The sequence below is a fragment of the Ruegeria sp. D4 genome (genome assembly GCF_056534475.1).
Map to the genome: position 1 here is coordinate 1 of NZ_JBQFPJ010000001.1, position 25,738 is coordinate 25,738.

The 25,738-nt window shown below is 57.8% G+C and carries 19 protein-coding genes and 1 tRNA gene; 5 read left to right on the forward strand and 15 right to left on the reverse strand.

What is annotated here, in order from left to right; translation table 11 throughout:
- Window positions 1-527 precede the first annotated feature (527 nt).
- Complete coding sequence (locus tag ACR0MI_RS00005; RefSeq protein WP_480442324.1) at window positions 528-3,680, forward strand: adenylate/guanylate cyclase domain-containing protein; 3,153 nt, start codon at window positions 528-530, stop codon at window positions 3,678-3,680.
- Window positions 3,681-3,851: 171 nt separating this feature from the next.
- On the opposite strand, the gene ACR0MI_RS00010 is transcribed toward ACR0MI_RS00005, so the two are convergent.
- The gene (locus ACR0MI_RS00010; RefSeq protein ID WP_170816668.1) at window positions 3,852-5,504 is read right to left on the reverse strand and encodes an adenylate/guanylate cyclase domain-containing protein; all 1,653 of its coding nucleotides are present in this window, start codon (window positions 5,502-5,504) and stop codon (window positions 3,852-3,854) included.
- 387 nt (window positions 5,505-5,891) lie between these two features.
- On the opposite strand from ACR0MI_RS00010, the gene ACR0MI_RS00015 reads away from it, so the two are divergent.
- The 4 genes from ACR0MI_RS00015 (at window position 5,892) to ACR0MI_RS00030 (ending at window position 11,036) form a co-directional block, all read left to right on the forward strand.
- Window positions 5,892-5,966: transfer RNA gene (locus ACR0MI_RS00015), tRNA-Gly, on the forward strand.
- Between the two features lie 266 nt (window positions 5,967-6,232).
- Window positions 6,233-8,053 (forward strand): ABC transporter transmembrane domain-containing protein, encoded by a 1,821-nt coding sequence (locus ACR0MI_RS00020; RefSeq protein WP_170609814.1) that lies wholly within the window; start codon window positions 6,233-6,235, stop codon window positions 8,051-8,053.
- Between the two features lie 156 nt (window positions 8,054-8,209).
- Window positions 8,210-10,099: an acyl-CoA synthetase gene (locus ACR0MI_RS00025; protein WP_170609816.1), complete on the forward strand. Its 1,890-nt coding sequence runs from the start codon at window positions 8,210-8,212 to the stop codon at window positions 10,097-10,099.
- Window positions 10,100-10,112: 13 nt separating this feature from the next.
- Window positions 10,113-11,036, forward strand: coding sequence for an alpha/beta hydrolase (locus tag ACR0MI_RS00030; protein WP_170609818.1), 924 nt, complete (start codon window positions 10,113-10,115; stop codon window positions 11,034-11,036).
- Window positions 11,037-11,045: 9 nt separating this feature from the next.
- Here ACR0MI_RS00030 and ACR0MI_RS00035 read toward each other — a convergent pair whose 3' ends face one another.
- The 14 genes from ACR0MI_RS00035 to ACR0MI_RS00100 form a co-directional block, all read right to left on the reverse strand.
- Window positions 11,046-11,882 (reverse strand): alkaline phosphatase family protein, encoded by an 837-nt coding sequence (locus ACR0MI_RS00035; protein WP_480853305.1) that lies wholly within the window; start codon window positions 11,880-11,882, stop codon window positions 11,046-11,048.
- Window positions 11,883-12,040: 158 nt separating this feature from the next.
- Window positions 12,041-13,678, reverse strand: a complete 1,638-nt coding sequence (locus tag ACR0MI_RS00040; protein ID WP_170609822.1) for an ABC transporter ATP-binding protein — start codon at window positions 13,676-13,678, stop codon at window positions 12,041-12,043.
- A complete protein-coding gene (locus ACR0MI_RS00045; RefSeq protein ID WP_170610901.1) occupies window positions 13,675-14,490 on the reverse strand; it encodes an ABC transporter permease in 816 nt (271 codons plus the stop codon). Before ACR0MI_RS00045 ends, ACR0MI_RS00040 begins: the two co-directional genes overlap by 4 nt.
- Window positions 14,490-15,446, reverse strand: a complete 957-nt coding sequence (locus ACR0MI_RS00050; protein ID WP_170609824.1) for an ABC transporter permease — start codon at window positions 15,444-15,446, stop codon at window positions 14,490-14,492. Before ACR0MI_RS00050 ends, ACR0MI_RS00045 begins: the two co-directional genes overlap by 1 nt.
- 15 nt (window positions 15,447-15,461) lie before the next feature.
- On the reverse strand, window positions 15,462-17,048 hold the full coding sequence (locus ACR0MI_RS00055) for an ABC transporter substrate-binding protein (protein WP_170609826.1): 1,587 nt from the start codon (window positions 17,046-17,048) through the stop codon (window positions 15,462-15,464).
- A 357-nt stretch (window positions 17,049-17,405) separates the two neighbouring features.
- On the reverse strand, window positions 17,406-18,509 hold the full coding sequence (locus tag ACR0MI_RS00060) for a DUF4147 domain-containing protein (protein ID WP_170816667.1): 1,104 nt from the start codon (window positions 18,507-18,509) through the stop codon (window positions 17,406-17,408).
- Window positions 18,509-18,946, reverse strand: coding sequence for a D-aminoacyl-tRNA deacylase (gene dtd, locus ACR0MI_RS00065; RefSeq protein WP_170609830.1), 438 nt, complete (start codon window positions 18,944-18,946; stop codon window positions 18,509-18,511). Before dtd ends, ACR0MI_RS00060 begins: the two co-directional genes overlap by 1 nt.
- Before the next feature lie 39 nt (window positions 18,947-18,985).
- The gene (locus tag ACR0MI_RS00070) at window positions 18,986-19,654 is read right to left on the reverse strand and encodes a nitroreductase (RefSeq protein WP_170609832.1); all 669 of its coding nucleotides are present in this window, start codon (window positions 19,652-19,654) and stop codon (window positions 18,986-18,988) included.
- An 82-nt stretch (window positions 19,655-19,736) separates the two neighbouring features.
- Window positions 19,737-20,861, reverse strand: coding sequence for a TFIIB-type zinc finger domain-containing protein (locus ACR0MI_RS00075; RefSeq protein WP_480440502.1), 1,125 nt, complete (start codon window positions 20,859-20,861; stop codon window positions 19,737-19,739).
- A gap of 83 nt (window positions 20,862-20,944) precedes the next feature.
- On the reverse strand, window positions 20,945-21,343 hold the full coding sequence (locus ACR0MI_RS00080; RefSeq protein WP_480853311.1) for a hypothetical protein: 399 nt from the start codon (window positions 21,341-21,343) through the stop codon (window positions 20,945-20,947).
- A 4-nt stretch (window positions 21,344-21,347) separates the two neighbouring features.
- Window positions 21,348-22,496 carry an SPFH domain-containing protein gene (locus ACR0MI_RS00085; protein WP_170609838.1) on the reverse strand — a complete coding sequence of 383 codons (1,149 nt, stop codon included), beginning with the start codon at window positions 22,494-22,496 and terminating at the stop codon, window positions 21,348-21,350.
- Window positions 22,497-22,524: 28 nt separating this feature from the next.
- A complete protein-coding gene (locus tag ACR0MI_RS00090) occupies window positions 22,525-23,514 on the reverse strand; it encodes a DUF2927 domain-containing protein (RefSeq protein WP_170609840.1) in 990 nt (329 codons plus the stop codon).
- A complete protein-coding gene (locus ACR0MI_RS00095; protein WP_170609842.1) occupies window positions 23,489-24,679 on the reverse strand; it encodes a toxic anion resistance protein in 1,191 nt (396 codons plus the stop codon). Before ACR0MI_RS00095 ends, ACR0MI_RS00090 begins: the two co-directional genes overlap by 26 nt.
- 30 nt (window positions 24,680-24,709) lie before the next feature.
- The gene (locus ACR0MI_RS00100; RefSeq protein WP_170609844.1) at window positions 24,710-25,624 is read right to left on the reverse strand and encodes a 5-bromo-4-chloroindolyl phosphate hydrolysis family protein; all 915 of its coding nucleotides are present in this window, start codon (window positions 25,622-25,624) and stop codon (window positions 24,710-24,712) included.
- Between the last annotated feature and the right edge of the window lie 114 nt (window positions 25,625-25,738).

Here is a 25,738-nt window from a genome sequence, read left to right on the forward strand (position 1 = left end):
CACATCATGCTCTGAACATGCGCCCACCTGTGCCTGAAACCTTATTAGAGAAACCTCAATTTAGTGGTGCCGAACGAGGGGGCTAGACAGTTCAACTAATCCTGATAAACAGAAGTGGCGCCATGAAGATCACCTCGGTCGAGGTCCTTCCCTTGATGCCGGAGACCCGCGTTTGAATGCCCAATCCGCTTGTCCGCCGCATTCACACCGATAAAGGCATCTTTGGTGATGGTGAGGCCGGGACCGGCCGTGTGTTAAGTCTCGGAGCATTCTGCCGTCGAATTAATTCGAACAGCAACTCTGCATCGCGGACGTTGGTGAGAAGCGCGGCGAATGACCGCTTTCCGCCCTGAGTGACGAATGCTGCGCTCATCATCTATGTCTGCTTTGGGTTCGAAGCAGACATTGACTGCGCGGTGAATGAGCGACTGCCTTGCGGACAAAGAAGACCTTTAGAAAATACAAATCGCGACAATCTTTTATATGCCTGCTAGTCTGGAGGGGTGGGACCTACCAAACACATCGGCATGTCGATCGACCGATTTCTGAAGGAGATTGGACTCGAAGAGTATATCGATGTTTTCCGGGATGAGGCTGTGGAGCTCGAAACACTCCGGGATCTTCGCGATGAAGATTTGCGCTTGCTTAAAATGCCTCTCGGGCACCGAAAGAAGCTCCTTCGGGCAGCTGCAGCATTCGCACATGTCGAGAACACCCATACTGATGAAAAGCCAGAAAACCGGCGTGTCACAGTATTGTTTTCCGATCTAGTTGATTCAACGCGCTTGGCTCAGAAAATGTCGACCGAAGATTTGCGCGATTTGTTGGCCTCGTTTCACATGGCCAGCGCGCAAGCTATCGAACGGCAAGGTGGCCATGTCGCCAAGTATCTTGGCGATGGGCTGATGGCTTACTTTGGGTATCCAAACGCGCATGAAGATGACGCACTTCGTGCAGTCGAAGCTGCTCTCGCACTTAGGCATGCAGCGCGTAGCATTCCGTTGCCTGAAGGCGACGCCTTGCAGGTGCGCATAGGGATTCACACCGGTCGAGTCGTGGCGGGTGAAATGGGAGCGGGCCGCACGCGGGAGAAGCATTCAATTGTTGGTGAAGCGCCAATTGTCGCATCGCGACTCGAACAATTGGCCGAGGCAGACGAGATTTATGTTAGTGGTGCAGTACGTCTACTGGCCGAGGGTTTTGTGAACACCGAAGCCATCGGCGAACAAAAGCTGAAAGGAATTGATCACCCGCTTCGGGTGTTTCGTGTATTGGGCCGAACCAATGCCAAAAGCCGTATCGAAGCGCGCAGCGAACGTGGCCTGACCAAAATTGTAGGTCGAGGCGCTGAAATCGCCCTGCTGCAATCTCGGTGGCAAAGTGTCTGCGAGGGTGAGGGGCAGACAATCCTTCTGAGTGGAGAACCCGGCATCGGAAAGTCTCGCCTAGCCGCGCATCTTCACGATCGACTGATGCAAAGCAATTCTACGTCAGTGATTACACAGTGCTCGGAGCAACACAGCACTAGTGCGCTTTATCCTTTCATCACGTTGCTCGAAACGACCGCCGAAGTTTTGGACAACGATTCAAAGAAAACCCGACTATCGAAGCTGTCGGGCCACGTTGATTCCTTGCTCGGCAGCGAGGCCGCCAAAAGCGTCGAAGACTACCTGTCGATCGAAGATACCCCCATGGTTAGCGGTCAGCCAACACAGAAGCGCCGAAATTTCATTGCGGCTTTGTTGGATTGGCTGTGCCGACCAGCAAAAAACGGATATGCCTGCCTGATTTTTGAAGATGCGCATTGGTCTGATCCCAGTTCGTTAAAATTGCTGACTCAACTGATTGCTCGCACACGCCAATTGCCAATACTTGTGGTCGTCACCTCGCGCCCTGGATTTGATCCCGAATGGGTTAGACAGCATAATGTGACAGCAATTTCACTGAACCGGTTGGGACGCAGAGCAAGCAGAGAAATTGTTCGCGAAAAACTACTCAGGGAACCAAGCTCCCGAGACCGCACCGAAGAAATTGTAACCAGGGCTGAGGGGGTACCTCTGTTCCTCGAAGAGTTCTGTCGGGCTTTGCGCGACGGAGGTGAGAGGAACGGCATTTCAACGATACCTGAAACGCTAGACGAGTCCTTATCCACTCGCCTTGACGGTTTAGGCCAAGCCAAACGTCTTGCTCAAGTTGGCGCAATGTTGGGGCGCCGGGTTCCACGAGATCTTCTGGCCAACGTTTTGGACACAGACCCTGCCGACATTGAGCAAAACATTTCCAAGTTGGTAGATGCCGCTATCTTTGCGCGCGAGGACCACGGAGGTAAAGTTGAATACATGTTCACTCACGCTCTCGTTCAAGACGCAGCGCTAGCTAGCCTGTTGAAGCGCGAGCGCGAAAAGTTGCATGGTAAAATCGCTGATGCGTTGATCGGCCTAAGTGGAGACAGCAGGTTCCCAGCTGAGGCAATTGCGCGTCACCTCTTTGAGGCCAGGCGCTTTGATGAAGCGGTGCATCTGTGGTTCCATGCTGGACGCCTGATGCAGCAACGGTCGGCGGATCATGAAGCGATTAAGCATTTTCGCGAAGGTCTCGCAGCACTCAATATGCTTCCTCAGTCTGACGAACGGGACAGAAGAGAGCTTGAGCTTGTCATGGCGCTCGCACCTCTAATACTTGTCGTCAATGGCTGGAGTGCAAAAGAGACATATGAGATCTACGCGAAGGCAAGGGCTCTTTGCGAAAAACTTCGCGATCGCAGAGGTTTACTGCCAGTTAACTACGGTGAGTATCTGATACATGTGTCTAGGGCGGAATATGGTAGTGCGCTCGCTTTAGCCCAAGAGCTGCTGGCGCTTGCGGAGGAACTGGAAGACGAGGCAGGGCTTTTGCAAGGTCACCGGGTCGTCGCTTGGTGCTCTCTCTATTTGGGCAGATTGGCCGAGGCGGATACGCATGCTCAGAAGCTCCTTGCGATGTACGACTTGGATCGGCATCAGAAAGTCGCTTTGGACTATGGCTATGATCCCCGCGTTGCTGGGCTGTCCATTCTGGCAATTATCTTTTCGTTGCGAGGAGAATGTGCAGAAGCAGAGCGACTTGGTGTTGAAGCGGTAGCCCACGCACGCAAGATTGGGCATGCAAGCAGCCTTGCGTACGCCCTGATGTTTGCATGCGCAATGTCGGCAGCAATGCGCGCAGACGCTGAGACGGCAAAGCATTACGGACAGCACCTGAAATCGTTAGCCGAAGAGCAGGAGAGTGAATTGTGGGCTGCTTATGCCGACGTGATACTTGGCTGGTCCGGTAAAAAAGGATCGGATGTCGTCCGCGCAGCTATCGACAGACTGTCTCTGACGGCCCGCAACCCATGGCTTCCGTTTTTCCAATCACTTTGCGCCGAACTCTTGATGTCTGAAGGAGAGCAGAGCACCGCACAGGATTTGCTACATGACGCTCTGTCATTCGTTGAGCGAAGCCAAGAGCGGAACTGGGAGCCGGAAATTTGTCGACTGCTTGCGCACACGTTGCCCGGTAAGAACGCAGGTCTTCGAGCTACAGAACGCGGCTGGCTGACGCGAGCAATCCAAGCCGCCACAAGAAATGGCGCAAGGGCCCTCGAACAGCGCGCTCGGCGTGATTTGTCGGAAGTCGATGACAGATTGCGAAGTGGATAGGCAAGTTTGCTGCTCGACTGTATTGGGATCGGGGCAGTCATTCGCTCAATGGCAACGAATGTCTAACTTGCGGACATAACGGTCATTCGTCGCGCAGTCGGGCGTCTTTTGGCGCACTAATATTGGACCCCGGCCAGAGCGCCGGAGGTATAAACGGGCAGAACTCTCACGTCACGCGTCCAAGACGAGCAATGCATCCGAAATCCGGTCTGCGGCAGATTGATCGCGCAAGGGGAGCCGGGCCAGTGAGGTCGGTTCGAAATCTGCTTCGATCTGCTTAAGATGCATTAGTCTTTGGAGTGCAGCTTCTGTGTCGCCAGAAACAGAAAGTGCTTCAGCCAGCAGCGCTAGATTCGCCGGCAAATTTGGCTCTGCATGGTCGGCCTGCATTAACTGTTGGACTGCACGAGAATGATCTCCAGCTACCAGCGCGACATAGCCGGCGTCTCGATAGTAGAGATGCCGGTAGGGATAGGCAGGGTCGCACGCAAGCGCGATATGCGACAACTTGGTTGCGTCATCAATTGAGCCTTCGGCCAGCTTAATTAGGGCCATAGTATTAATCGCGTGATAGTAGTCGGGGTTCAGCGTCAGAGCCTCTTCCAAATCAATGCGCGCGGCTTGCAAGTCGTGGTTCCCAAAAAGCGATAGCGTCCCGCGTACGGTCCGGATCAGGTGGTCATTTGGCCTAATTTTCGTTGCGGTATCGATCAGTCCTCGCGCTTTTACGACTTGCTGAAGGCCCATGTCTCGCCAGCCAAGGATGCGGGACATGCTGACTATATTCCAGCATAGCATTGTCATTGCCATCCAGTTGTCTGGATCAAGGCGCAGAACACGTTGCAGCAAGGATCGCGAAAGCTCCCAAGATTCCTTGGTAAATGTGAAGTTGCAGCCCATCGCAAAGTTGAGCAGTTCCTCAACGCTCATGTCTTCTGGAGATTTGTGCTTGAATTTTTCCGCCAGTAGGGCTGGAAGTCGAATTCGGATTGATCCGGCCACGCGCTGACACAAGCGATCCTGGATGTCGAAAGCGTCTGAGCCTCCTTCATCAATTCGATCGGTCCAAACACACGTGCCCGTGGCGCATTCCACGAGTTCAATCAGCACGCGCCAACGATCGCCCGAAACCCGAATGGATCCACCAAGTTTAAAGTCTGCGTCGTTTTTGACGGCAACGAGTTCCAATCCGGTTTGACGGCCGAATGCGTGGCTCAAATCCGCGCGCAACGCAGACGCCATTTCAATCGCCGCAGCATTTCCTCCTTCAAGGTTGCTCAAGTGGAGCTTGGGTTTGCCATTCATGCCGACTGGTGTCCGGGTCAAAGCGGGGAGCGGTCCTGGCCAGCTCCAAACCTCAACTGGCATTTGAATGTTTTTCAGTTCTACAACACCGTTTGGGTGGAACTCTGCATCCACCCCACGGTGCATAAGGCGTTGAGCATCTGCAGAAATGGCGATGCCGCCGCCATCTGCGACCGTCTCAAGACGTGCCGCCACGTTTACCCCAGAGCCGAAGATGTCGCCGTCAATGTGAGTTATGTCGCCCACGTTTACCCCGATCCGAAGTGACAGATCCGAACCTTGCATGTCCGATTGGATTGCCAGGGCGCAGTTTACGGCGTCGGCGGCAGACGCAAACTCAGCCAGCCAGCTATCGCCCATTCTTTTTACCACCTGTCCATGCCTACCTGTGATTTGCTTCTCGACAATCTCGGACTGGATTTTCAGAACGGCGTTGAGCGTGTGAACCTCGTCGAGCTCCATTCGGCGGCTGAACCCAACTATGTCTGCCGCGAGCACTGCTGCAAGTCGTCGTTCCATGCATTGGACTATAACGGTTCAAAGCAAACTTGGCAGCCAACGTATACGGTATATGACCAAGTTGGGCTCAAATCGGTCATTCGCTGCGTCTCGGCGCATACAGTCCATTTGAACGTCCGCTCCGGGCTCGGTGCAGTCATTGCCGCCAATAAGACGAATGCCCGTTCTTTCAGCAATGGGGACATTCGAACAGTTCCGATTGGAACAGGGACACTTTGATTGTTCAGTGCTTCTATTTGAAAATTGACAGCTTACTTTTCGGCCAAACTCCATTACTTGCCTGCGATTCAGCTGCAGATTTTTTGTTCAACAAAGATCAGTTGCCTGAAAAAAAACAAATCCTCTATTGACCGTAAATTCGGGATGAAATACACCCGCTCGAGCTGAGCGGGCGTCGTATACTGGCTATTACCTCAGCCTTCCAAGCTGATGAAGCGGGTTCGATTCCCGCCGCCCGCTCCAAGAATTTATTTCCGACATATAGCCTGCAAAATGACTATATGTATTTTAATAGTGCATTGAAATATTTGTGAAAGTAGTGATAAAGACGCTTGCCTTCCAAGCTGATGAAGCGGGTTCGATTCCCGCCGCCCGCTCCAGATCAGCCCCGAAAACTCTGCGTCAAATGGCCCATGTGGACCGCTGATTTTGCCATGCGGCTTGACCCTGCCGGTCACTGCCGTCAAGAAAGCGGTCACTCAAAACCGATCAAGACACAAGGGCCAGACATGGCAAGAAGCACGACCGCCAGTCCAGCAACAACACCGGCCCCCGGTGCCAGCGAAGAGCGTAAGGGATCCAGAAAGGTTGGGGTACTGACGTCTCTCTGGCCGTTCATGAAGCCGTATCGGTTGCTGATGATCGGGGCCAGTCTGGCGTTGGTGCTGACCGCGAGCATGACGCTGACACTGCCGCTGGCGGTGCGTCGGGTGGTGGACAATTTCCGCATCGAAGACGGTGAGCTGCTCGATTGGTATTTTCTGGCCGCACTGGGCATCGCGGCGGTGTTGGCGGTCGGAACCGGGGTTCGTTACGCTCTGGTGACGCGGCTGGGTGAGCGTGTGGTTGCCGATATCCGCAAGGCGGTGTTTGACCGTGTGATCGGCATGAGCCCGGAATTTTATGAACGCATCATGACCGGTGAAGTTCTGAGCCGCATCACCACAGACACAACCTTGATTCAATCTGTGTTGGGGTCGTCGGTCTCGATTGCGCTGCGCAACATGCTGCTGTTTTTCGGTGGTCTGGTGCTGATGCTGCTGACCTCGGCCAAGCTGACCGGCATGGTTTTGCTGCTGATCCCGATCGTGGTCGTTCCGATCCTCGTTCTGGGCCGCCGCCTGCGCGTGATCAGCCGCGAGAACCAGGACTGGATCGCCGCTTCGTCAGGCAACGCGGGTGAGGCGCTGGGCGCCGTTCAGACCGTGCAGGCCTTTACCCACGAAGACGCCAGCCGCAAGCAGTTCGGTGACATGACCGAGACTTCGTACGTGGTTTCGCTGCGCCGAATTCAGACCCGTGCGGTGTTGACTGTAATCGTTATTTTCCTAGTGTTTTCCGGCATCGTCGGCGTGTTGTGGATGGGCGCGAATGATGTGCGGAACGGGGTCATGACCGAAGGCGTTCTGATCCAGTTCGTGATCTATTCGATCATCATGGCAGGCTCGGTCGCCGCGCTGTCGGAAATCTGGAGCGAGCTTCAGCGCGCCGCAGGGGCAACCGAACGGCTGGTTGAACTGCTGAACGCCGAAGACACCGTGATCGATCCGGCGCAGGGCCATACACTGCCACAGCCTGTACGGGGCGAAATCCGATTCGAAGACGTGACTTTCCGCTATCCGGCGCGTCCGGACATCGTGGCGCTGGACCACCTGACGTTGCAGGTCAAACCGGGCGAAACGGTTGCTTTCGTTGGTCCGTCCGGGGCAGGCAAGACAACCGTGATCCAGATGATCCAGCGGTTCTATGACCCTGACGGAGGTTATGTCAGCCTCGACGGGGTGAACCTGCGCGATCTGAGCCGTGCCGATTTCCGCCAGCACATGGCGTTGGTGCCTCAGGATCCGGTGATCTTTGCGGCCTCTGCGCGGGAAAACATCCGTTTTGGCCGTCTTGACGCAACCGATGCCGAGGTTGAGGCCGCTGCACGTGCCGCCGCCGCACATGACTTCATCTTGGCGCTGCCGGAAGGCTATGACAGCTTTGTCGGCGAGCGAGGCGTCATGCTGTCTGGCGGACAGAAACAGCGTATCGCGATCGCTCGCGCAATCCTGCGGGACGCGCCGGTTCTGCTGCTGGACGAGGCGACCTCGGCACTGGATGCCGAAAGCGAACGGGCGGTGCAGGGCGCGGTGGATCAGATGCGCGCAGGGCGGACCACGCTGATCGTTGCGCACCGTCTGGCCACAGTTAAAAAGGCCGATCGCATCGTTGTGCTCGAAAGCGGCCGGATCGTGGCGCAGGGCACACATGAGGATCTGGTGGCGCAGGATGGCCTCTATGCACGTTTGGCGCGCCTGCAATTCACGGATGGCGTCGCTGCGGAATAGCCTGACGTATGGGCAATTCCGATTTCGCCGTGGCGTAATTCTACAAATCTTCTGTATCTCTCGATAAGCCGTTGCTTGATAACGCTCGGTTTTGGCCGCATCCTTGCATGCAAAGCAAACCCGCGCGTGACGTGGGAGAGATAAGGGAGGAGCCACATGGCCTTTGTGGGATTGGAAGACAAGGCGAGAATGGAGCAGGAGATGCCGTGGGAGGACCGCGACGTTCCGGTTACCTTCCATCAGTTGCTGTCGCGTACGGCCGGGCGTTTTCCCAACCACAAGGCAATCAGCTTTCAGTTGTTGTCTGGCCCGAAGGACAAGGCGGAGACCCTGACCTGGTCAGAACTGCTGGGCAAGGTTAATCAGGCGGCCAATCTGTTCCGTTCGCTTGGCATCGGGGAAAAGGACGTGGTGGCCTATGTGCTGCCCAACTGTAACGAAACGCTGGTCACTCTGATGGGTGGGGCGGTCGCGGGTATCGTGAATCCGATCAACCCGTTGCTGGAGCCGGAGCAGATCGCGGCCATCCTGCGGGAGACAGGTGCGAAGGTTGTCGTCACGTTGAAGTCATTCCCCAAGGCGGATGTCGCGCAGAAAGTGGAAGAAGCCGTACGGCACGCGCCAAGCGTCAACACCATTCTCGAAATTGATCTGAACCGCTATCTCACGCCTCCGAAATCGTGGCTAGTGCCGTTCCTGCGTCCCAAAATGGGTGACAAGGAGCATCTTGCCCATGCGGACTACAAGGATTTCGGACAAGAGCTGGCCAAACAGCCGACAACACTGACCTTTGAAGACAGCAAGGAAGACCGCGTCGCCTGTTTCTTCCATACCGGAGGGACAACCGGTATGCCAAAGGTCGCGCAGCACAAATATTCCGGTCTGATTTACAATGGCTGGCTGGGCAACACGCTGTTGTTCGATGAAAACGACGTCATCATGTGCCCGTTGCCCATGTTCCATGTCTTTGCTGTGCATGTGATCATGATGGCGGCGGTGTCCTCTGGCGCACATGTGATTTTCCCGACGCCTGCAGGGTATCGGGGCGACGGAGTGTTCGACAATTTCTGGAAACTGATCGAACGCTGGAAAGTTACCTTTATCATCACCGTTCCTACCGCGATTTCCGCCAAGATGCAGCGTCCCGTGGATGCTGATATCTCAAGCGTTAAAACCGCCTTTTCGGGTTCGGCCCCGTTGCCGGTGGAGCTGTTCCGCCGGTTCGAGGAAGCGACCGGCGTTACAATTGTCGAAGGTTATGGCCTGACCGAAGCAACCTGCCTTGTTTCGTGCAATCCGGTGGATGGCGAGAAGAAGATCGGCTCGATCGGTATTCCGTTCCCATACACCGACGTCAAAATTCTGCGCGACGGGGCGGATGGCCCGACGGAATGCAACGTAGACGAGATTGGGGAAATCTGTGTTTCGAACCCCGGTGTCTACGCGGGCAATACCTATACCGAAGTGGACAAGAACGTTAACCTCTATCATTTCGACAAGTATCTTCGGACGGGTGACCTGGGGCGGTTTGACGAGGACGGGTATCTGTGGATCACCGGTCGTGCCAAGGACCTGATTATCCGCGGCGGCCACAACATCGATCCGGCCGAGATCGAAGAAGCACTGCTGGGGCACGAGGCGGTCGCCTTTGCGGGCGCAATCGGACAGCCGGACGCGCATTCGGGGGAGGTGCCGTGCGCTTTCGTGGAACTGGTCGACGGGGCCAGCGTGACCGAAGAAGAACTGTTGGAATACTGCAAGGTTCACGTTCACGAGCGTGCAGCGCAGCCCAAGCATATGACAATTCTGGACGAATTGCCAAAAACGGCGGTGGGCAAGGTCTTTAAGCCCGAACTTCGAAAACAGGCGATTACCCGCATCTACAATGGTGCGCTTGAGAAGGCGGGCGTCGACGCGCGCGTGGTTTCCGTGATCGACGACAAAAAGCGCGGGCTCGTCGCACAGCTTGACGCGAACGGCTCATCCGAGGACGATGTTTCCAAAGTGCTGGGATCGTTCACCCGGCCATGGGAATGGGCTGCCTGACCGCGGAGGGACAATGGATTATGAACGTCTGATCGATGAAGAAACCTGGGCGTTCATAAGACGAACGGCTGAAAGCTATCCCGAAGATGCCGTCGAGTTGTCGATTGACGATCAGCGCCGCGTCTATGACGCGATGTGTCAGGACTTTCGCCAACCCCGGCCGCCGGGCGTAAACACGCAGGACAGGTCCGCCAACGGTGTACCTGTCCGGGTCTATACAGCCGGAGATCCCACCCGCACCGTGGTTTATTTTCACGGCGGCGGGTTTGTCGTGGGGGGCCTGGAAAGCCACGATGACGTCTGTGCCGAAATCTGCGCGCAAACCGGATACCACGTTGTCGCCGTCGACTATCGGCTTTGCCCCGAACATGTGCACCCGGCGCAGTTTCAGGACAGCTGGACTGCGGTCACCTGGGCCGCGCAGGAGTTCGGCGATCCCATGGTACTGGCCGGCGACAGCGCCGGGGGTAATCTGGCGGCAGCGGTTGCACACTATGCGCGCGGGCGACTGGACGACGTTCTGGGGCAGGTCCTGATTTATCCGGCTCTTGGTGGGGACATCTCAAAGGGGTCCTATGTCGAGCATGCGCATGCTCCGCTTTTGACGCAGGAAGAAGTGACGTTCTATGAAAAAGTCCGCTGCGGCGGTTCCTTGCCGGATCATGATCCGACTTTTGCGCCTTTGCACGATTCTGACTTTTCCGGGCTCCCACCAACCGTTGTCGTAACCGCTGATTGCGACCCCTTGCGGGATGACGGGTCAGAATATTGTGAAAGGATCATCGCCGCTGGCGGGCAGGCTTGTTGGATCAACGAACCTGGTCTGGTTCACGGCTATCTGCGCGCCCGAACATCTGTCACGCGCGCAGCAGCCAGCTTTGAACGCATTTCCGTCGCCATCGAGGCGCTGGGGCAGGGCATCTGGTCTTACGACTGATCCCCTGCCTTATTTCAGAAACGCCTTAGCCTTCATTGTGTCGGCGATGGGGGCGCCCAAACGGGAAAGGATTGTCGGGGCAAGCTGTAGCTGGTCGATCACCTGATCGGCTTCAGGTCCCTTTGCGTCCCCAAAGTAATACAGCGCCGTTTCCTGTTGCAGCGGGCTGCGCCCGCCGTGGTGGCCGCGTTCGTCCTGACCGTGATCGGCAGTCACGATGACCTCGTAGCCCAGTTGCCGCCAACGTGGGATGAACGGGGCCAGCATTTCGTCCGCGACGAAACAGGCGTGATCCATCTCTTCGCAATCGTGGTAGAAGCGGTGTCCCATGCTGTCCAGTGTACAGGCGTGAAGCAGCCCGTAATCCAGCCCGTGACGCAGGCAGAGGCTGGTCAGAGTGGCATATAGGTCTACGTCGGACGGCGTCATCTGATTGGCTTTGCCGTAGCCGGTCATGGTGTGGAACCGGCCGTGGTTGATCGTCTTGCTCTCAGGCTCATCATATTCGATGTCGCGGACGTAATCGAACGGATGCCGATTGAAGAATTGCGACCAATAGCTGTGGGTCACGGCGCCGGTCACGCCACCCGCCTCACGGACCTGGCTGAAGACGTCCTTGTGGCTTAGCCGGAACACGTTTCCGTTGCCCGTGCAGCCGTGCTCCTGCGGTGTCACTCCGGTATGGATCGACGCATAGCAACTGGCCGATGTGCATGGCAGAACCGCGCGCAGTTTCCAAACCCGTGCCTCGCCGTTTTCGACCCAGCCTTCAAGGTTGCCGAACAGTCGCCGGAAATTGCGCCACGGAACACCGTCCAGAATGATGAGGAGTAGTTTGCGGTCCATGTCATTGGCCTTTTGATTGAATATTTCAGGCGACCCTAGGGGATTCGCGGTCAGGGTTCTGCCCGTTCGCGCCCCCAATGGCAAAATCCCGACACCTGCCATCGAACAAGGTGCCGGGATTTCAGATTTTCACCGAAAAGTCACGGAAAGGGCAGGGATCAGTTCCCGGCACTTTCCATCTTGCGGTGGGCGACGACCTCTTCCAGCCAGCCCAGATGCATCTCGGGGACCGAGCTGAGCAGCAGGTCGGTATAGTCGTCGAACGGCGGGCTCAGAACCTCGGATTTCGGACCGTACCGGACCACGCGGCCCTGGTACATTACGGCAATCGAATCCGAGATCGCTCGCACTGTCGCCAGATCGTGGGTGATGAACAGATAGGCTACGTCCTCGATCTTCTGCAGGTCCAGCAGCAGCTTCAGGATCCCGTCCGCAACCAGCGGGTCGAGTGCCGAGGTCACCTCGTCACAGATGATCATCTTGGGCTTGGCCGCCAGCGAGCGCGCGATACATACACGCTGTTTCTGACCACCGGACAGTTCCGCCGGGTAGCGGTCGATGAACTTTTCGCCCAGTTCGATCTCATCCAGCAATTCGATGATCCGCTTGCGCTTTTCCGCGCCGCGCATGTTGAAGTAGAACTCCAGCGGGCGGCCGATGATCGTGCCAACCGTTTGACGGGGGTTCATCGCCACGTCGGCCATCTGATAGATCATCTGCAACTCGCGCAGGTCCTCGCGGGAACGCCCCTTTAAGTCGGGCGACAGCTTGCGACCGGCAAAGGTGATCTCTCCGTCGCGCGGCGGCAGCAGGCCAGTGATCACCCGTGCAAGCGTCGATTTACCCGAACCGGATTCCCCCACGACCGCCAAGGTCTGCCCCGGATGAAGCTCGACGTTGACGTTGTGCAGCACGTCGAAATTCAGACCCTTGTAGCGCGCGGTGATGCCGTCGACGCTCAGCACCGCTTCGGGTGTGGGCTTCTTTTCTTCGTGTTCGATGGAGCGGACCGAGACCAGCGCCTTGGTGTATTCCTCTTGCGGGTTGTTGATGATCTGATCGGTATTGCCGTATTCGACAGTGTTGCCCATTCGCAAAACCATGATGTCGTCGCTCACCTGCGCAACAACAGCAAGGTCGTGCGTAATGTAGAGCGCGGCAACGCCGGTATCGGCAATGGCTTCCTTGATGGCCATCAGAACATCGATCTGCGTGGTAACGTCCAGCGCCGTGGTGGGTTCGTCGAACACCACCAGATCAGGCTCGGGACACAACGCCAGGGCTGTCATGCAGCGCTGCAACTGACCGCCCGAGACCTGGTGCGGGTAGCGTTCGCCGATATTGTCCGGGTCAGGCAGACCCAGCTTGGCAAACAGCTCCCGTGCGCGGCCTTCGGCCACTTTCCGCGAGAACTTTTTCTGTTCGACTGCGGCCTCAATCACCTGATCCATGATCTTCTTGGCCGGGTTGAACGAGGCTGCGGCGGACTGGGACACATAGGTGACCTCACCCCCCCGCAACTTGCGTATGTCGCCATGCGACGCTTTCAGAATGTCTCGTCCGTTTACCCAGACTTCACCACCGGTGATTTTCACACCGCCCCGGCCATAGGCCATCGACGCCAGTCCGATGGTGGATTTACCGGCGCCGGATTCACCGATCAGGCCCAGCACCTTGCCGGGCGCGAGGTCAAAGCTGACCCCGTGCACGATTTCGATGTCATGAGGCTTTTCGCCCGGCGGGTAGACAGTCGCGCCGATTTTGAGGTCGCGGACCTTGAGAAGGGTATCACTCATCCCCGGCCTCCTTTCAGCGATGTGGTACGGTTCAGAATCCAGTCAGCCACAAGGTTGACCGAGATGGCCAGTGTTGCGATGGCCACAGCGGGGTAGAGCGCTGCGCCAATGCCATAGACGATGCCATCCTTGTTCTCTTTCACGATGCCGCCCCAGTCCGCCAGCGGCGGCTGGACGCCAAGACCCAGGAACGAAAGGGTCGAGATGAACAGAACCATAAAGATGAAACGCAAACCGAACTCGGCCACCAAAGGCGACAGAGCGTTCGGCAGGATTTCCCGAAAGATGATCCAGCCCCGGCCTTCGCCGCGCAGCTTGGCGGCCTCGACATAGTCCATGACGTTGATGTCCACGGCGACAGAGCGTGACAGGCGATAGGGGCGCGTGGCGTCCAGCAGGCCCATCACAAGGATCAGGATCGGGACGGTTACCGGAACGATTGCCAGAATGACCAGCGCCAGGATCAGGGTGGGGATAGACATGACCAGATCAACCGTCCGGCTGAGCGCCTGATCGGCCCATCCGCCCAGAACCGCAGCCAACAGTCCCAAAGACGTGCCGGTAATGAAGCTGAGCAGTGTCGCAGCGGCGGCGATGAAGATCGTTGTCCGACCGCCATAGATCATCCGGGTCAGCAGGTCGCGTCCAATATTGTCGGTGCCCAGCAGATGCTCGGCGCTGGCGGGCTCCCAAACGTCGCCGACGACTTCAGCCATTCCGTAAGGCGCAATCAATGGGGCGGCAATGGCCACAAAGAAATACGCGCCGGTGAACATAAGGCCGATCAATGCCGAAAGAGGAATGTTCTTTATCATTTCGGATGCCTCAGTCTTGGGTTGGCAAGGATCGACACGATATCCGCAACCATGTTCAGGCCGATATAGACCGCCGCGAACACCACGCCGCAGGCCAGAACAACGGGCACGTCACGCTTGGTCACGGCGTCCACAAGATACTGCCCCATGCCGGGATAGACGAACACAACCTCGACGACGACGACACCCACAACCAGATAGGCGAGGTTCAGCATAACCACGTTAACAATCGGCGAAATCGCGTTGGGAAAAGCGTGTCGGGCAATGACTTGAAACGTGCTCAACCCCTTCAGTTCTGCTGTTTCGATATAGGCCGACTGCATCAGGTTCAGAATGGCCGCACGCGTCATGCGCATCATTTGCGCCAATACCACTAGCGTCAGAACGAAGGCCGGCAGCGCAATTGCGTTCAGCTTTTGCCCGAAGGACATGGAATCATTGATCATCGCTAGTGATGAAAACCATCCCAGCTTGACCGAAATATAGTAGATGACAACGTAGCCGATCAGGAACTCCGGGATGGAAACTGTCGTCAGGGTCACCGCGGAAATCAGTTTATCCGGCCAACGGTTACGGTACCGGACGGCAAGCAGCCCCAGAAAGATCGCAAGCGGGACGGACACGATTGCGGCAACACACGCCAGAAACAGAGTGTTCCCAAGTCGTTTTCCAATGCTCTCGGCAATATCGAGCTTGTTGGTGAGTGACTGGCCAAGATCACCCTGAACGATACCTCCCAGCCATTCGAAATAGCGTGTCAGGGCAGGGCGGTTCAGGCCCATCTCCTCTCGCAGGTTGGCCAGGGCTTCAGGCGTTGCGGACTGCCCCAGGACGGCTTGCGCGGCGTCTCCGGGAAGGGCTTCGGTTAGGCCGAAAATCAGGGCCGAAGCGCCGAACAGCAAAAGGATTCCCAGCGCAAGGCGCTGGGAAACCAGTTTGATGATGGGGTGCATTATCCGTAGCCCGTATCAGACGAACCACATTTTGCGGGACATGTTGCCGTTCATCATCTCCTGAGTCGGGTCAGATTCCCAGCCGTCCAGCTGGTTGCTCACGCCTTCGACAAAGTCGTTGAACATCGGACAGATCAGGCCGCCTTCGTTGCGGACCATTTGACCCATCTGGCTATAGATGCCCTTGCGCTTCTCGGCGTCCAACTCCGCGCGCGCGGCGAACAGCAGATCGTCGAACGCCTGAACCTTGAACCGCGTGTCGTTCCAGTCGGCGCTGGACAGATATGCGGTCGAGTACATCTGATCCTGAACCGGACGGCCACCCCAGTACGACGCACAGAACGGCTGAACGTTCCAAACCTCGGACCAGTATCCATCGTTGGGTTCACGCTTGATTTCCAGCGGAATACCCGCCTGCGAAGCGGTTTGCTGGAACAGCGCAGCGGCGTCCACAGCACCCGGGAAGGCACCGTCGGCGACACGCAGAACGATCGGCGAGCCGTCATGGCCGGACTTCTTGTAGTGCTCAGCAGCTTTTTCAACACTGAATTCGCGCTGTTCGATGGTCTCATCAAACAGGGGGTAGGCTGCGTTGATCGGCATGTCATTTCCGATCGAGCCATAGCCGCGCAGCACTTTGTCCACCAGTTCCTCGCGGTTGATGGCGTATTTCAGCGCGGTGCGCAGTTCGTTGTTGTCAAACGGCGCAGTGTCGCAATGCATGATGAAGACATAATGTCCGCGACCAGCAGTCGAGTGCACCGTCAGGTTCGGTGCGCGGCCCAGAAGGTCGGCAACTTTGGGTTCAACACGGTTGACCGCATGGACCTGGCCGGATTGCAGCGCGGCCGTCCGTGCGGTTGCATCGTTGATAACAACGACTTCGACGCTGTCAAAGTTGCCGAAATCGCTGTTCCAGTGGTTTTCATTTTTGGTGAACAGGTGACGGACACCCGGTTCGTCCACTTCCAGCTTGTAAGGGCCGGTACCGATACCCGCACCAGGGTTGTCCATGCCGCCATCCGGCTGAATGATCAGATGGTAGTCGGCCATCAGATAGGGCAGGTCCGCATTCGGCTCGCTCAACGTGACCTGGAAGTTGTCGCCATCGGCCTTCATCGACTCGATGCCTTTCATGATGCCCAGAGCACCCGACTTCGAATCTTCGTTCGAATGACGCTGCATGGTCTTCAGCACGTCTTCGCTGGTCATTGTCTTGCCGTTGTGGAATTCGACACCCTGACGCAGCTTGAAAGTCCAGACCTTGGCATCTGCGCTGCCTTCAACGCTTTCGGCCAGACGCGGTTCGATCGTGCCGTCCGGCGCGACTTCGACCAGCTGGTCTCCGAATTGCTTGCCGTTCTGGAACGGAACCGAACTTGCATAGGTTGCCGGGTCAAGCGAGTTCGTGGATTCGCCGCCCTGCAGGCCGAACTTCAGATCACCGCCCTTTTTCGGGCCTGCCGCACGCGCGGCATCTGCAAACATGGTGCTGGCCATTGCCGCAGTTACACCCAATGCCGCTGCTTTCCCCATGAATTCGCGACGGGTCAGCTTGCCGGCTGTAACCTGTTTGGTCATGTGAGTGAGTTGTTCGTTCATTCAAGAATCTCCCGGTTGGTAGAGTTGCAGGCCCTTTCTGGGCTTTTTATTGACGCACGAGTCAAAGTTCGCGCATTTTAGAGCAGGCGACAAGAACTAAAATTTCAAGAAATGCCGTCCCAGCCTAAAAATGTTGTGTCTCGAAGGTCGCTCATCCAGATGGAACGCGACCAGATTACTTGTCCTTCAATACTATATCGCGATCCAGGCGTATCTCATCAGTGAAACTTTCTTCACGAAAGGTTTGATAACTGTCGATGTGCGGGCGCAAAATACGTCAGTTTTTTCTGGTTTTGCGGACCGATCTCTGTTCGAAAAGACCAACATCGTGCGACTTCGGGACCAGATCATTCCCGTTCACGCGCGCACCACGACAAGCAGGTCCATAACGTTCGTTCCGGTTGGGCCGGTGACCAGCAATGCGCCTGCTTTGTCCAGAAAGCTCCCGCTGTCGGCCCGCTGCAATGCCTGCTCTGCGCCCTCGCCCCAGGTTGATCCGTCGATAATTGCACCCGCAGCCAGTGTGGGTCCATCGGTTCCATCGGTCCCGCCGACCACCAGTGTCAGCCCCTCGGTCCCGGCGATTTCCCGTGCCAGAGCCAGCGCGAGCGCCTGATTCCGCCCCCCGCGGCCAGGGTTTTGCGGTAGTACAACTGTTGGTTCACCACCAAAAACCATGGCGCCCGTCGACATGGACCGCAACCGCGGCCCCAGCGTCCGGGCAATTTCCAGATAATCGTCGTGCAGACACTCCTCGTTGGCCAGCACCGTGTATCCGGTGTTCGCCGCCAATTCCGCTGCTGCGCCCCGTGCATGTGCATTCGACGCTACGATCCGGGCCGTAGCCTGGTAGGCGTGATCATCGGGCAGTGCGCCGATGCCCGAACCGATGACGTCGAGGTCATCACCGGGCACATCGGATATGGCCAGAACGGTCACGCGCGCGCCCGAAAAACCAGCCAACAGACCGCCGCCCTTGATCCGCGACAGCTTGCGCCGTTCGGCGTTCATGGCGGTAATATCCAGCCCCTCGGACAACAGTCTTTTGTTCAACTGTTCCAGATCGGACAGAGTTTTGCCCGGCACCAGATCCTCGGCCAGCGACGAGGCGCCGCCGGATACCAGCAACAGAAGATGTGATCCGTCCGCCATGTTCTCGACGGCTTCACGCAGGGCTTTGCCGCCCGCAAGACTGCGGTGGTCTGGAACAGGGTGCGAGGCCTCGATCACCTCAACATGCGGAGGCAGGTCGCGGCTGTGATCGTCCTTGGTTACGACAAGTGTCGGCAATGCTCCAAAATGCTCCAGCGCCGCCCGCGCCATGGCCGCTGCCGGTTTGCCCACGGCAAGGATGCGATCGGGCGTCGGGATATCGCTCAACGCCTGTCTAACAGACGTGTATCCATCCACCGCCGAAACGCCGGCCTGCCAGATCCGCTGTGCTTTTTCCGCTTGGGACATCAGTTTTCCACCCAGATTGTGACCGGTCCATCGTTGACCAGTTCGACGGCCATTGTCGCGCCGAATTCTCCTGTTTCGACGGCAACACCCTGAGCCGCCAGTTTGTCTGCAAACGTTTCATAAAGCTGTTTGCCCTGTTCCGGAGGCGCAGCCTCAGAAAATCCTGGTCGGGTGCCGCGAGACGTATCGGCGGCCAGTGTGAACTGACTGACCACGAGGGCCGATCCGCCGATATCTAGCAGCGACCGATTCATCTTTCCGGCGTCGTCCTGAAAGATACGCATTTTGGCAATCTTCTGCGCCAGCTTGTCCGCCTGCTGTTCGTCGTCACCCCGCATAGCACAGACAAGGATCAGCAGACCGGTGCCGGACTGACCGATCATTGTTCCGCCGACCGATACGGATGCGCGCGTCACGCGTTGCAGAAGGGCCCGCATGTCTTCTCTCCTAGTCCATTCTTTTCAGGAACACCGGCGTCAGCCCCGCCAGTCCACGATTTCATCCACGCCTGCGCGGTTTGTTCGGAAACTGTTCGCAGGGTGGTCCCTGTCCGGGTACCCGAAAGATATCGCACACAGGATCAGGCGATCATCCGGGATCTGAAAAAAGCGGTGCAGAAATGGGCTGTAAGCCGCCAGCGCCGCCTGGGGAATGGTGGCCACGCCCAGAGCCTGCGCCGCCAGCGTAAACGCCGTGACAAAACCACCGCAATCCATCGCACCGTAAGGGCCTAGCTCGGCCGGGCTGGAAATAATGGCGCAATGGGGCGCACCGAAAAGGGCAAAATTCTCGCTCATTTGCCGCGCCGACGCCGCGCGGTCGCCGCGCTCGATACCGACCGATTCGTACAATGCCCATCCACAGGCACGGCGGCGTTCCTGATAGGTACCTGAATATGAGCTGGGAAAGGGCAGGTCCGGGGCAGGGGTGCCGGTCGCGGCTTCATGCATCATGGCCTGCCGGAAGCGCTCGGTTTCCGCGCCGCTGGTGATAACGACCTGCCAGGGCTGTGCATTACACCAACTTGGCACACGGGACGCGCTGGTCAGGATTTTCCGGATATCACCCCGCGGTACCGGATCTGACAAAAAGGCGCGGCAGGAGTGTCGATCCTCCAGCAAGCCGTTCAATGCCGATAGCGTCACCCGATATCTCCTTCGCCCCAACGCCGCGCAGGATGGCTGCGGGTTGGGCGAAGATCAAGGGTCCGGACGACGGATTGTAAGTCTATTGCTGGCCCGTCGCCGCCAGGTAGCCAACCCCGGCCGCGACCAGAAGTCCAAGCACCACAGCGATCGTGATCTTGATGGCCGACCAAGGCCGTTCCCCCTGAACCCGGCCGGTTCGCCCATTCACTACGAATCGATAGGTCTGACCGCGATATTTGTAGGCCGCCATCCAGACCGGCAGCAGGATATGTTTGAAGGTAACATCCCGCACATCGGTTTCGACCGCATGCACGCGCTGACGGTCGCCCCCGATGTCAAAGCGTACATCCCGTTCTATGACGCGCGCCATATGCGCCCGTGCCTCGGCATACCCGTCCTTCAACTCGACCGTATAGGCTTCGGCCCGAAAGCCTGCCAGGTACTCGGGCTGATAAGGCTCCAGCGCGGGCAGGTCCCAGGGTTCCAGTGCATCGGTGTAACGTTTCGGCAATGAGCGAGACGCGAGCACAAGAACATCATCAAAAAACCGCGCCACGCGGCCCGATTTGGGAGACCATCGCACCTTTGCGACCTGTTGCTGAACCCGCTTCCCATCGCGCATGACCGTTATGGTTTCATAGTAGATCACACCCCGCTCACCGCGATATCGGGATTTGGTATCGGCATCGAACGTCCAGTAGGGCACGTAGATACCCTGCATCTTCCGCCCCTTGCGGGCGTATTCTTTCAGGCCATTCGGGGCGAACCACAGCTGGCCGAGCCAATCACCCATGGCCTTGTGGGCCGAACGTTCATCCAGCGCAAACGGCAATACCCCTTTGGGTTTGATGTGACGGTTCACGCCCGAATCCGTGACTACTGGCGTGGCGCAGAACGGGCATTCCGCCGCGTGCGTGGCGGGGTCGAATTCGACCTGTGCGGCACAGTTCGGGCAGGACAGAACTCGGGTTTCCTCAATCTCGCTGTCTGGCAGTCGATCTGCAACTGCCGCGTCAAAATCCAGCTCACGCAGGCTTGCACCACCCCACGGACCCGCACCAATCGACACCGAGTGCCCACAGTGATCGCAGGTCAACGTGCCGTCGCCGGGATTGAACCGGTAATCAGCGCCACACTGGTTGCATGGAAAGCGGTGTTCGTCTGTTTGTGTAACAGTGAGTTGCTCAGGATCGGTCATTGCCATTTCACCAGGGTTTACTGCCTCTTACAGGCGCGTGTTCAGTTGCTTTCCAAATGGTCATAGAAATCAGATGCCGGAACGACCTGCTATTGGTAGCTGCGTCTGGCGCCATTGCCGAACTCGACTTGAATCAGAATTGTGCCTTCGGGATTGCCGAATAGGTCAAGGCACGCGCCTGACCACTGATCAGCCGCAGCCAGACATATCCGGTTGCCTGACATCTCCGACACATAGGTGGACGTGCGAAGATCGGATAGCGCCCCAAATGACCGGTATTCAGCCCGGCCATTCTGGAATATCCGGAAACCGTCGCCTTTGGTATCGAACAAATCGGCGGCAGCCCCCGGATGAGCCTTGAAAAAACTCTGCCGCGCGGCGTCCACCACGAGCGGAGGAAGAGAGGGCGTGGCCGGTTCGCGGCCCGGTCCCGCACATCCGCTCAGCAAAGCGACGGCGATGAAGACTGGCGCAACAGACCTTCCCATCGGGTCACGCACCCGGCGGCGGCGGCGGGAGAATGGTGAAAAGTTGCGCCAGTTCCTGCACATCACCAGCCTTTTTCCAGCCGTCCTGTCCGGCCGTCCAGACATGCGTGTCGCGGGTGATTTCGCCATCCGCGGCCATACGGCCCATTTTGGCTTTAGAAAACGGCCCACTAACCTGTCCGTCCACCGCGATGTGCCAGACATGTTCCACGGGCGGCGGGGGCGGTGGAGCCACACGCGCCGTCGTTTGCGGAGCAGCGGGGGCGGACGCGCCCCAGGGGCCGCTCGGCTGACCTGCTGCCATGTTCGACATCTGCTGCGCCATCGCCATGCCCATTCCCATACCAAGACCTGCGCCCATACCGCCACCCTGACCGGGGTTGTTGGCGGCGGCGGTCATTGCCTCTGCCGCAGAATACTGGGTGAACTTGCCAAGATCACCCGCCAGTCCCATAGAGGTGCGTTTGTCCAGCGCAGCCTCGACCGCCGGAGGCAGCGAGATGTTTTCGATATAGAACTCGGGCATTTCCAGCCCGTAGCCATCCAGCACCGGCGACACCTCTGCCGCGATCAGCTTGCCCAGATCGGCGGTATTGGCCGCCATGTCCAGAACCGGAATGCCCGACCCGGCGATCACCCGGCTGAACTCCTGCACGATGATGTTGCGGATCTGAAAACTGATCTCGTCCATGGTGAATTCGCCATCGGTTCCGACGATTTCGACCAGGAACTTCGCGGGGTCCTTCACGCGGATCGTGTAGGTGCCATAGGCCCTGATCCGGGTCGGGCCAAATTCGGGATCGCGCAACATGATCGGGTTCTTGGTGCCCCATTTCAGGTCATTGAACCGGGTCGTGTTGACGAAATAGATCTCGGATTTGAACGGAGACTGAAAGCCGTGGTCCCAATGCTGTAGCGTCGTCAGGATCGGCATGTTGTTGGTCTCAAGCATGTAAAGGCCCGGCGTAAACACATCCGCCAGTTGACCCTCGTGCACAAACACCGCCGCCTGACCTTCGCGCACCGTCAGCTTGGCGCCATACTTGATCTCGTGTCCTTCGCGTTCGAACCGCCAGACCATCGTATCCCGGGTGTCATCCACCCAATGAATGACGTCAATGAATTCGCCGGTCAGAAAATCGAAAATTCCCATCTGGGTTCTCCCGTCCTTGAGGTCAGAGCTACTGACCCATCAACTCGCGTGAAATGATACGCACCACGGGCCGGGCATCTTCAACAGAGACGCCAGGCTGCAGACGCGGATCGTAAAGAATAGTCAGCAATTTCTCGTCATGGCTGGTCAGAAGCGCAAACTCGTCATCGTCGTTGAAAATCGACGGTCGCGCTGTGGGGCTGTCGTTGGACAGACCCAGGCCTTGGGCGATTTCCTCGTGAATGCAGCTGCGCCGCACCAGATCAGGCAATTCGGAACGGATCAGCGTGACAGCACGTACGTATTTATACGGTGACGTTCTTGTGGCCGAGGCCAGCACGAAACAGTCGAAGCTGGCGCGGGGATTGGCGATCAGATCCAGCGAGGCCTGACTGATATTCGGTATCAGCTGTTTCACGCGGGCGACGACGTAGGCGCTGTCGTCCTTGCCGGCAAAGAAGACGTGAAAATTGGCCTTGCGACTGACGACCGACACAGGGTGCCCCGTCAGTTTCGCCAGACGTTCGGTGTAGCCTTGGACAAGTTCCGAATCCCGCTTGCGTGTTTCGGGCAGAACTGACGGCCCAAACTCGGTCTGGATGCGCACCGGCCCCGACCAGCGACTGAGCTGCCCATCGGTCTGTCCTGAACCAATCGCCACGGCGTGATCAGGGTATTCACTGTAAAACGCGATGGCTTCGAAATTGCGAGCCAGATCGTCGGCATCATAGGGCGTATCCGGGCCGCCACCGTCCACACGAAGCAATCCGCGTGTCAGCAGATCGCGCTCGACCCGCTGATAGAAACGCGCCAGATCCTGACTTGCCGCAGACGGGGGAACATAGGCATTGGGCTGCGGCGCCGGTTCGGCCGGGCGAGCCTCGGGAACAATTGACGTCGTCAGCGCTTCGTCGCAATTGGCCAGAGCCAACAGCGAAACAAGTCCCAGCAGGACCTTGAGACATTTCAACGGACGCACGCCCCGGCCCGCCTCAGCCCGATACAGCGGTTCCGGCATTGTCGCCAATGCCATCCTTTCGGGCTTTGGCCGCCGCCAGAGTGTCACGCAGTTCAGCCTCCATCTTTTTCAGCTCTTCTTCGGCGGCGGCGCGTTTGGCTTTGCCCTCATCGGCGATGGCAAGGCTTTCGTTGATCGTGCCGATCAGGTCTGCATTGGCCTTTTTGACGGCCTCAATGTCAAAGACACCGCGTTCCATTTCCTCGCGGATCATCTTGTTGGACTGGCGCAGATTGGCCGCGTTCGAGGTCAGCAATTCGTTGGTCAGGTCGTTGGCTTCGCGCACGGCCGAGGCAGCCTCGGCGCTGCGCTGGATTGTGACGGCCTGCGCAAGCTGCGTCTCCCACAGCGGGACTGTGTTGACCAAGGTCGAGTTGATCTTGGTCACCAGCGACTTGTCATTTTCCTGAACCAGACGGATCGATGGCAGCGACTGCATTGTCACCTGTCGGGTCAGCTTCAGGTCGTGAACGCGGCGCTCCAGATCATCGCGCGCGGCGCGCAGATCGCGCAGCTCCTGCGCTTCCATTACCTGTTCGCCCTCAGCGGCGGCCTGAACCTCGGCCTCTTTTTCCGGGATGTCGTGGCTGTCCAGCTCGGTCAGCTTTTCCTCGCCCGCCGCGATGTAAAGCGCCAGTTCGTCATAAAAGCCCAGCGTCTTTTCGTATAGCAAATCCAGCGACTTGATGTCCTTGAGCAGGGTGTGTTCATGCCCCAGAAGATCGTCGGTAATCTTGTCGATCTGGCCTTGCACATCTTCGAACTGCGCTGTGAATTTGGCAAAGGGCGCGGCCTTACCCAGCAATTTCTCCCACCAGCTACGTTCGCGGCGTACGTCCAGCTCACTGACCGAGAACCCGCGGATCGTGGTCACGATATCGCGCAGGCTGTCGCCCGCGGGGCCAACATCCTTGTTGCGTACGTCCGCAAGCATGGCCTGGCTGATCTCTTGCAACTCGGCCTGTGCCGACGAACCAAAGGACACGATCGAATTGGTATTGCCCATGTCGATCTCTTCCATCCGCTTGCGAATTTCGGCGCCGACAGGTTCATCGGCCTCTTCCAGCGGAACAATATCGGCCTTGGGCTCGGGCAGGGCCACGGCAGTCACTTCCTGCACAATCGTTTCAGCTTCAACGGCCTTTTTCTTGATCTCATCGGACATGGGGATATTCCTCGCTCAAATAATGGCCGGTCAGTCCAACCGGACGCCTTCGCGCTGCAGCCTTTCGCGCAGCACTTCAATTTCAACCGTCAGATCACTTCGGTCATCCAATAGCATCTTGCGGGTGCGCGCGGCGAAATTCTGTTCCAGATCATCCAGCAAAGATGAATAATCTGACAAGGCTTGCGCATCGCGGGTGCGCGCGTAGACATCTGCAAACTTGATCGTCGCATCGCGGGCACCCTGCAGATAAACCGTCAGGTATTTGCGGGCACCGGCCAGATCTCGCGGGTCTTCCTCGACTGTGCGGAAAAGATCGCGGGCGGTGTCCTGAAACCGTTCAACCCGGGCTTCGACAGTACGGTCCCCCGCACGTTTGATCGCTTCGGTCATTTCGGAAAGATGGGCTTCGGCGTCTTCCACTACACGTGCGACGCGATCCTGTTGAAAGGTGTCTATACCTTCCATGCCCTTGTCTTTCATCGGATCAAGGCCAAACGAGACCGAGTGCAGAACCGCCGCCGCTGCGCCAAACAGAACAGGCGCCAGCAGGCTGACCTGCGATACCGCCTCGGCATCCAGATACTCGGTCCGGAACGAAGCAAGCGCCACACCCAACCCGGTCAGAATGCTGGCGAAAATCTTGCGTGGAAAGGCGGGGCGGCGGGCTGTGCGACGGGCGTTATAGGCCCCTTCGGCGCGCAGGCCTTCGCGCAGCAGAAACGCAGCAGCCGTCAGCAAACCGGCAGCCACAAGACCCATGGTCATGCCGATGGCACCGTCGTTCAGAGACAGGAACACCAGGGGGATTGCCGGAATGAAAAGAACATTCGCCCGTGCGCCCGCAGGTTCGACCCGCGCACTGTCAAATTGTCCGCGCTTGGGCTGATCCGAAGGTGTCGTATCACCCTGGGGGCTGTATTTTCCGCCGTACTTTTTGGCCATGCGCCTATAGCCCTCCCAGCAGGCCGGTGCATACTCCAAACAACAGCACCAGCAGTGCCGCGTAGGCCAGTTTTTGCACTCCGCTTCCGGACATGGCACCCCCAAGGACTTCCG

Excerpts from the sequence above, each read along its gene's own strand:
- ACR0MI_RS00005 (WP_480442324.1), top strand. The coding sequence starts at position 528 with ATGTCGATCGACCGATTTCTGAAGGAGATTGGACTCGAAGAGTATATC.
- ACR0MI_RS00010 (WP_170816668.1), bottom strand. The coding sequence starts at position 5,504 with ATGGAACGACGACTTGCAGCAGTGCTCGCGGCAGACATAGTTGGGTTC.
- ACR0MI_RS00020 (WP_170609814.1), top strand. The coding sequence starts at position 6,233 with ATGGCAAGAAGCACGACCGCCAGTCCAGCAACAACACCGGCCCCCGGT.
- ACR0MI_RS00025 (WP_170609816.1), top strand. The coding sequence starts at position 8,210 with ATGGCCTTTGTGGGATTGGAAGACAAGGCGAGAATGGAGCAGGAGATG.
- ACR0MI_RS00030 (WP_170609818.1), top strand. The coding sequence starts at position 10,113 with ATGGATTATGAACGTCTGATCGATGAAGAAACCTGGGCGTTCATAAGA.
- ACR0MI_RS00035 (WP_480853305.1), bottom strand. The coding sequence starts at position 11,882 with ATGGACCGCAAACTACTCCTCATCATTCTGGACGGTGTTCCGTGGCGC.
- ACR0MI_RS00040 (WP_170609822.1), bottom strand. The coding sequence starts at position 13,678 with ATGAGTGATACCCTTCTCAAGGTCCGCGACCTCAAAATCGGCGCGACT.
- ACR0MI_RS00050 (WP_170609824.1), bottom strand. The coding sequence starts at position 15,446 with ATGCACCCCATCATCAAACTGGTTTCCCAGCGCCTTGCGCTGGGAATC.
- ACR0MI_RS00055 (WP_170609826.1), bottom strand. The coding sequence starts at position 17,048 with ATGAACGAACAACTCACTCACATGACCAAACAGGTTACAGCCGGCAAG.
- ACR0MI_RS00060 (WP_170816667.1), bottom strand. The coding sequence starts at position 18,509 with ATGTCCCAAGCGGAAAAAGCACAGCGGATCTGGCAGGCCGGCGTTTCG.
- dtd (WP_170609830.1), bottom strand. The coding sequence starts at position 18,946 with ATGCGGGCCCTTCTGCAACGCGTGACGCGCGCATCCGTATCGGTCGGC.
- ACR0MI_RS00075 (WP_480440502.1), bottom strand. The coding sequence starts at position 20,861 with ATGGCAATGACCGATCCTGAGCAACTCACTGTTACACAAACAGACGAA.
- ACR0MI_RS00080 (WP_480853311.1), bottom strand. The coding sequence starts at position 21,343 with ATGGGAAGGTCTGTTGCGCCAGTCTTCATCGCCGTCGCTTTGCTGAGC.
- ACR0MI_RS00085 (WP_170609838.1), bottom strand. The coding sequence starts at position 22,496 with ATGGGAATTTTCGATTTTCTGACCGGCGAATTCATTGACGTCATTCAT.
- ACR0MI_RS00090 (WP_170609840.1), bottom strand. The coding sequence starts at position 23,514 with ATGCCGGAACCGCTGTATCGGGCTGAGGCGGGCCGGGGCGTGCGTCCG.
- ACR0MI_RS00095 (WP_170609842.1), bottom strand. The coding sequence starts at position 24,679 with ATGTCCGATGAGATCAAGAAAAAGGCCGTTGAAGCTGAAACGATTGTG.
- ACR0MI_RS00100 (WP_170609844.1), bottom strand. The coding sequence starts at position 25,624 with ATGGCCAAAAAGTACGGCGGAAAATACAGCCCCCAGGGTGATACGACA.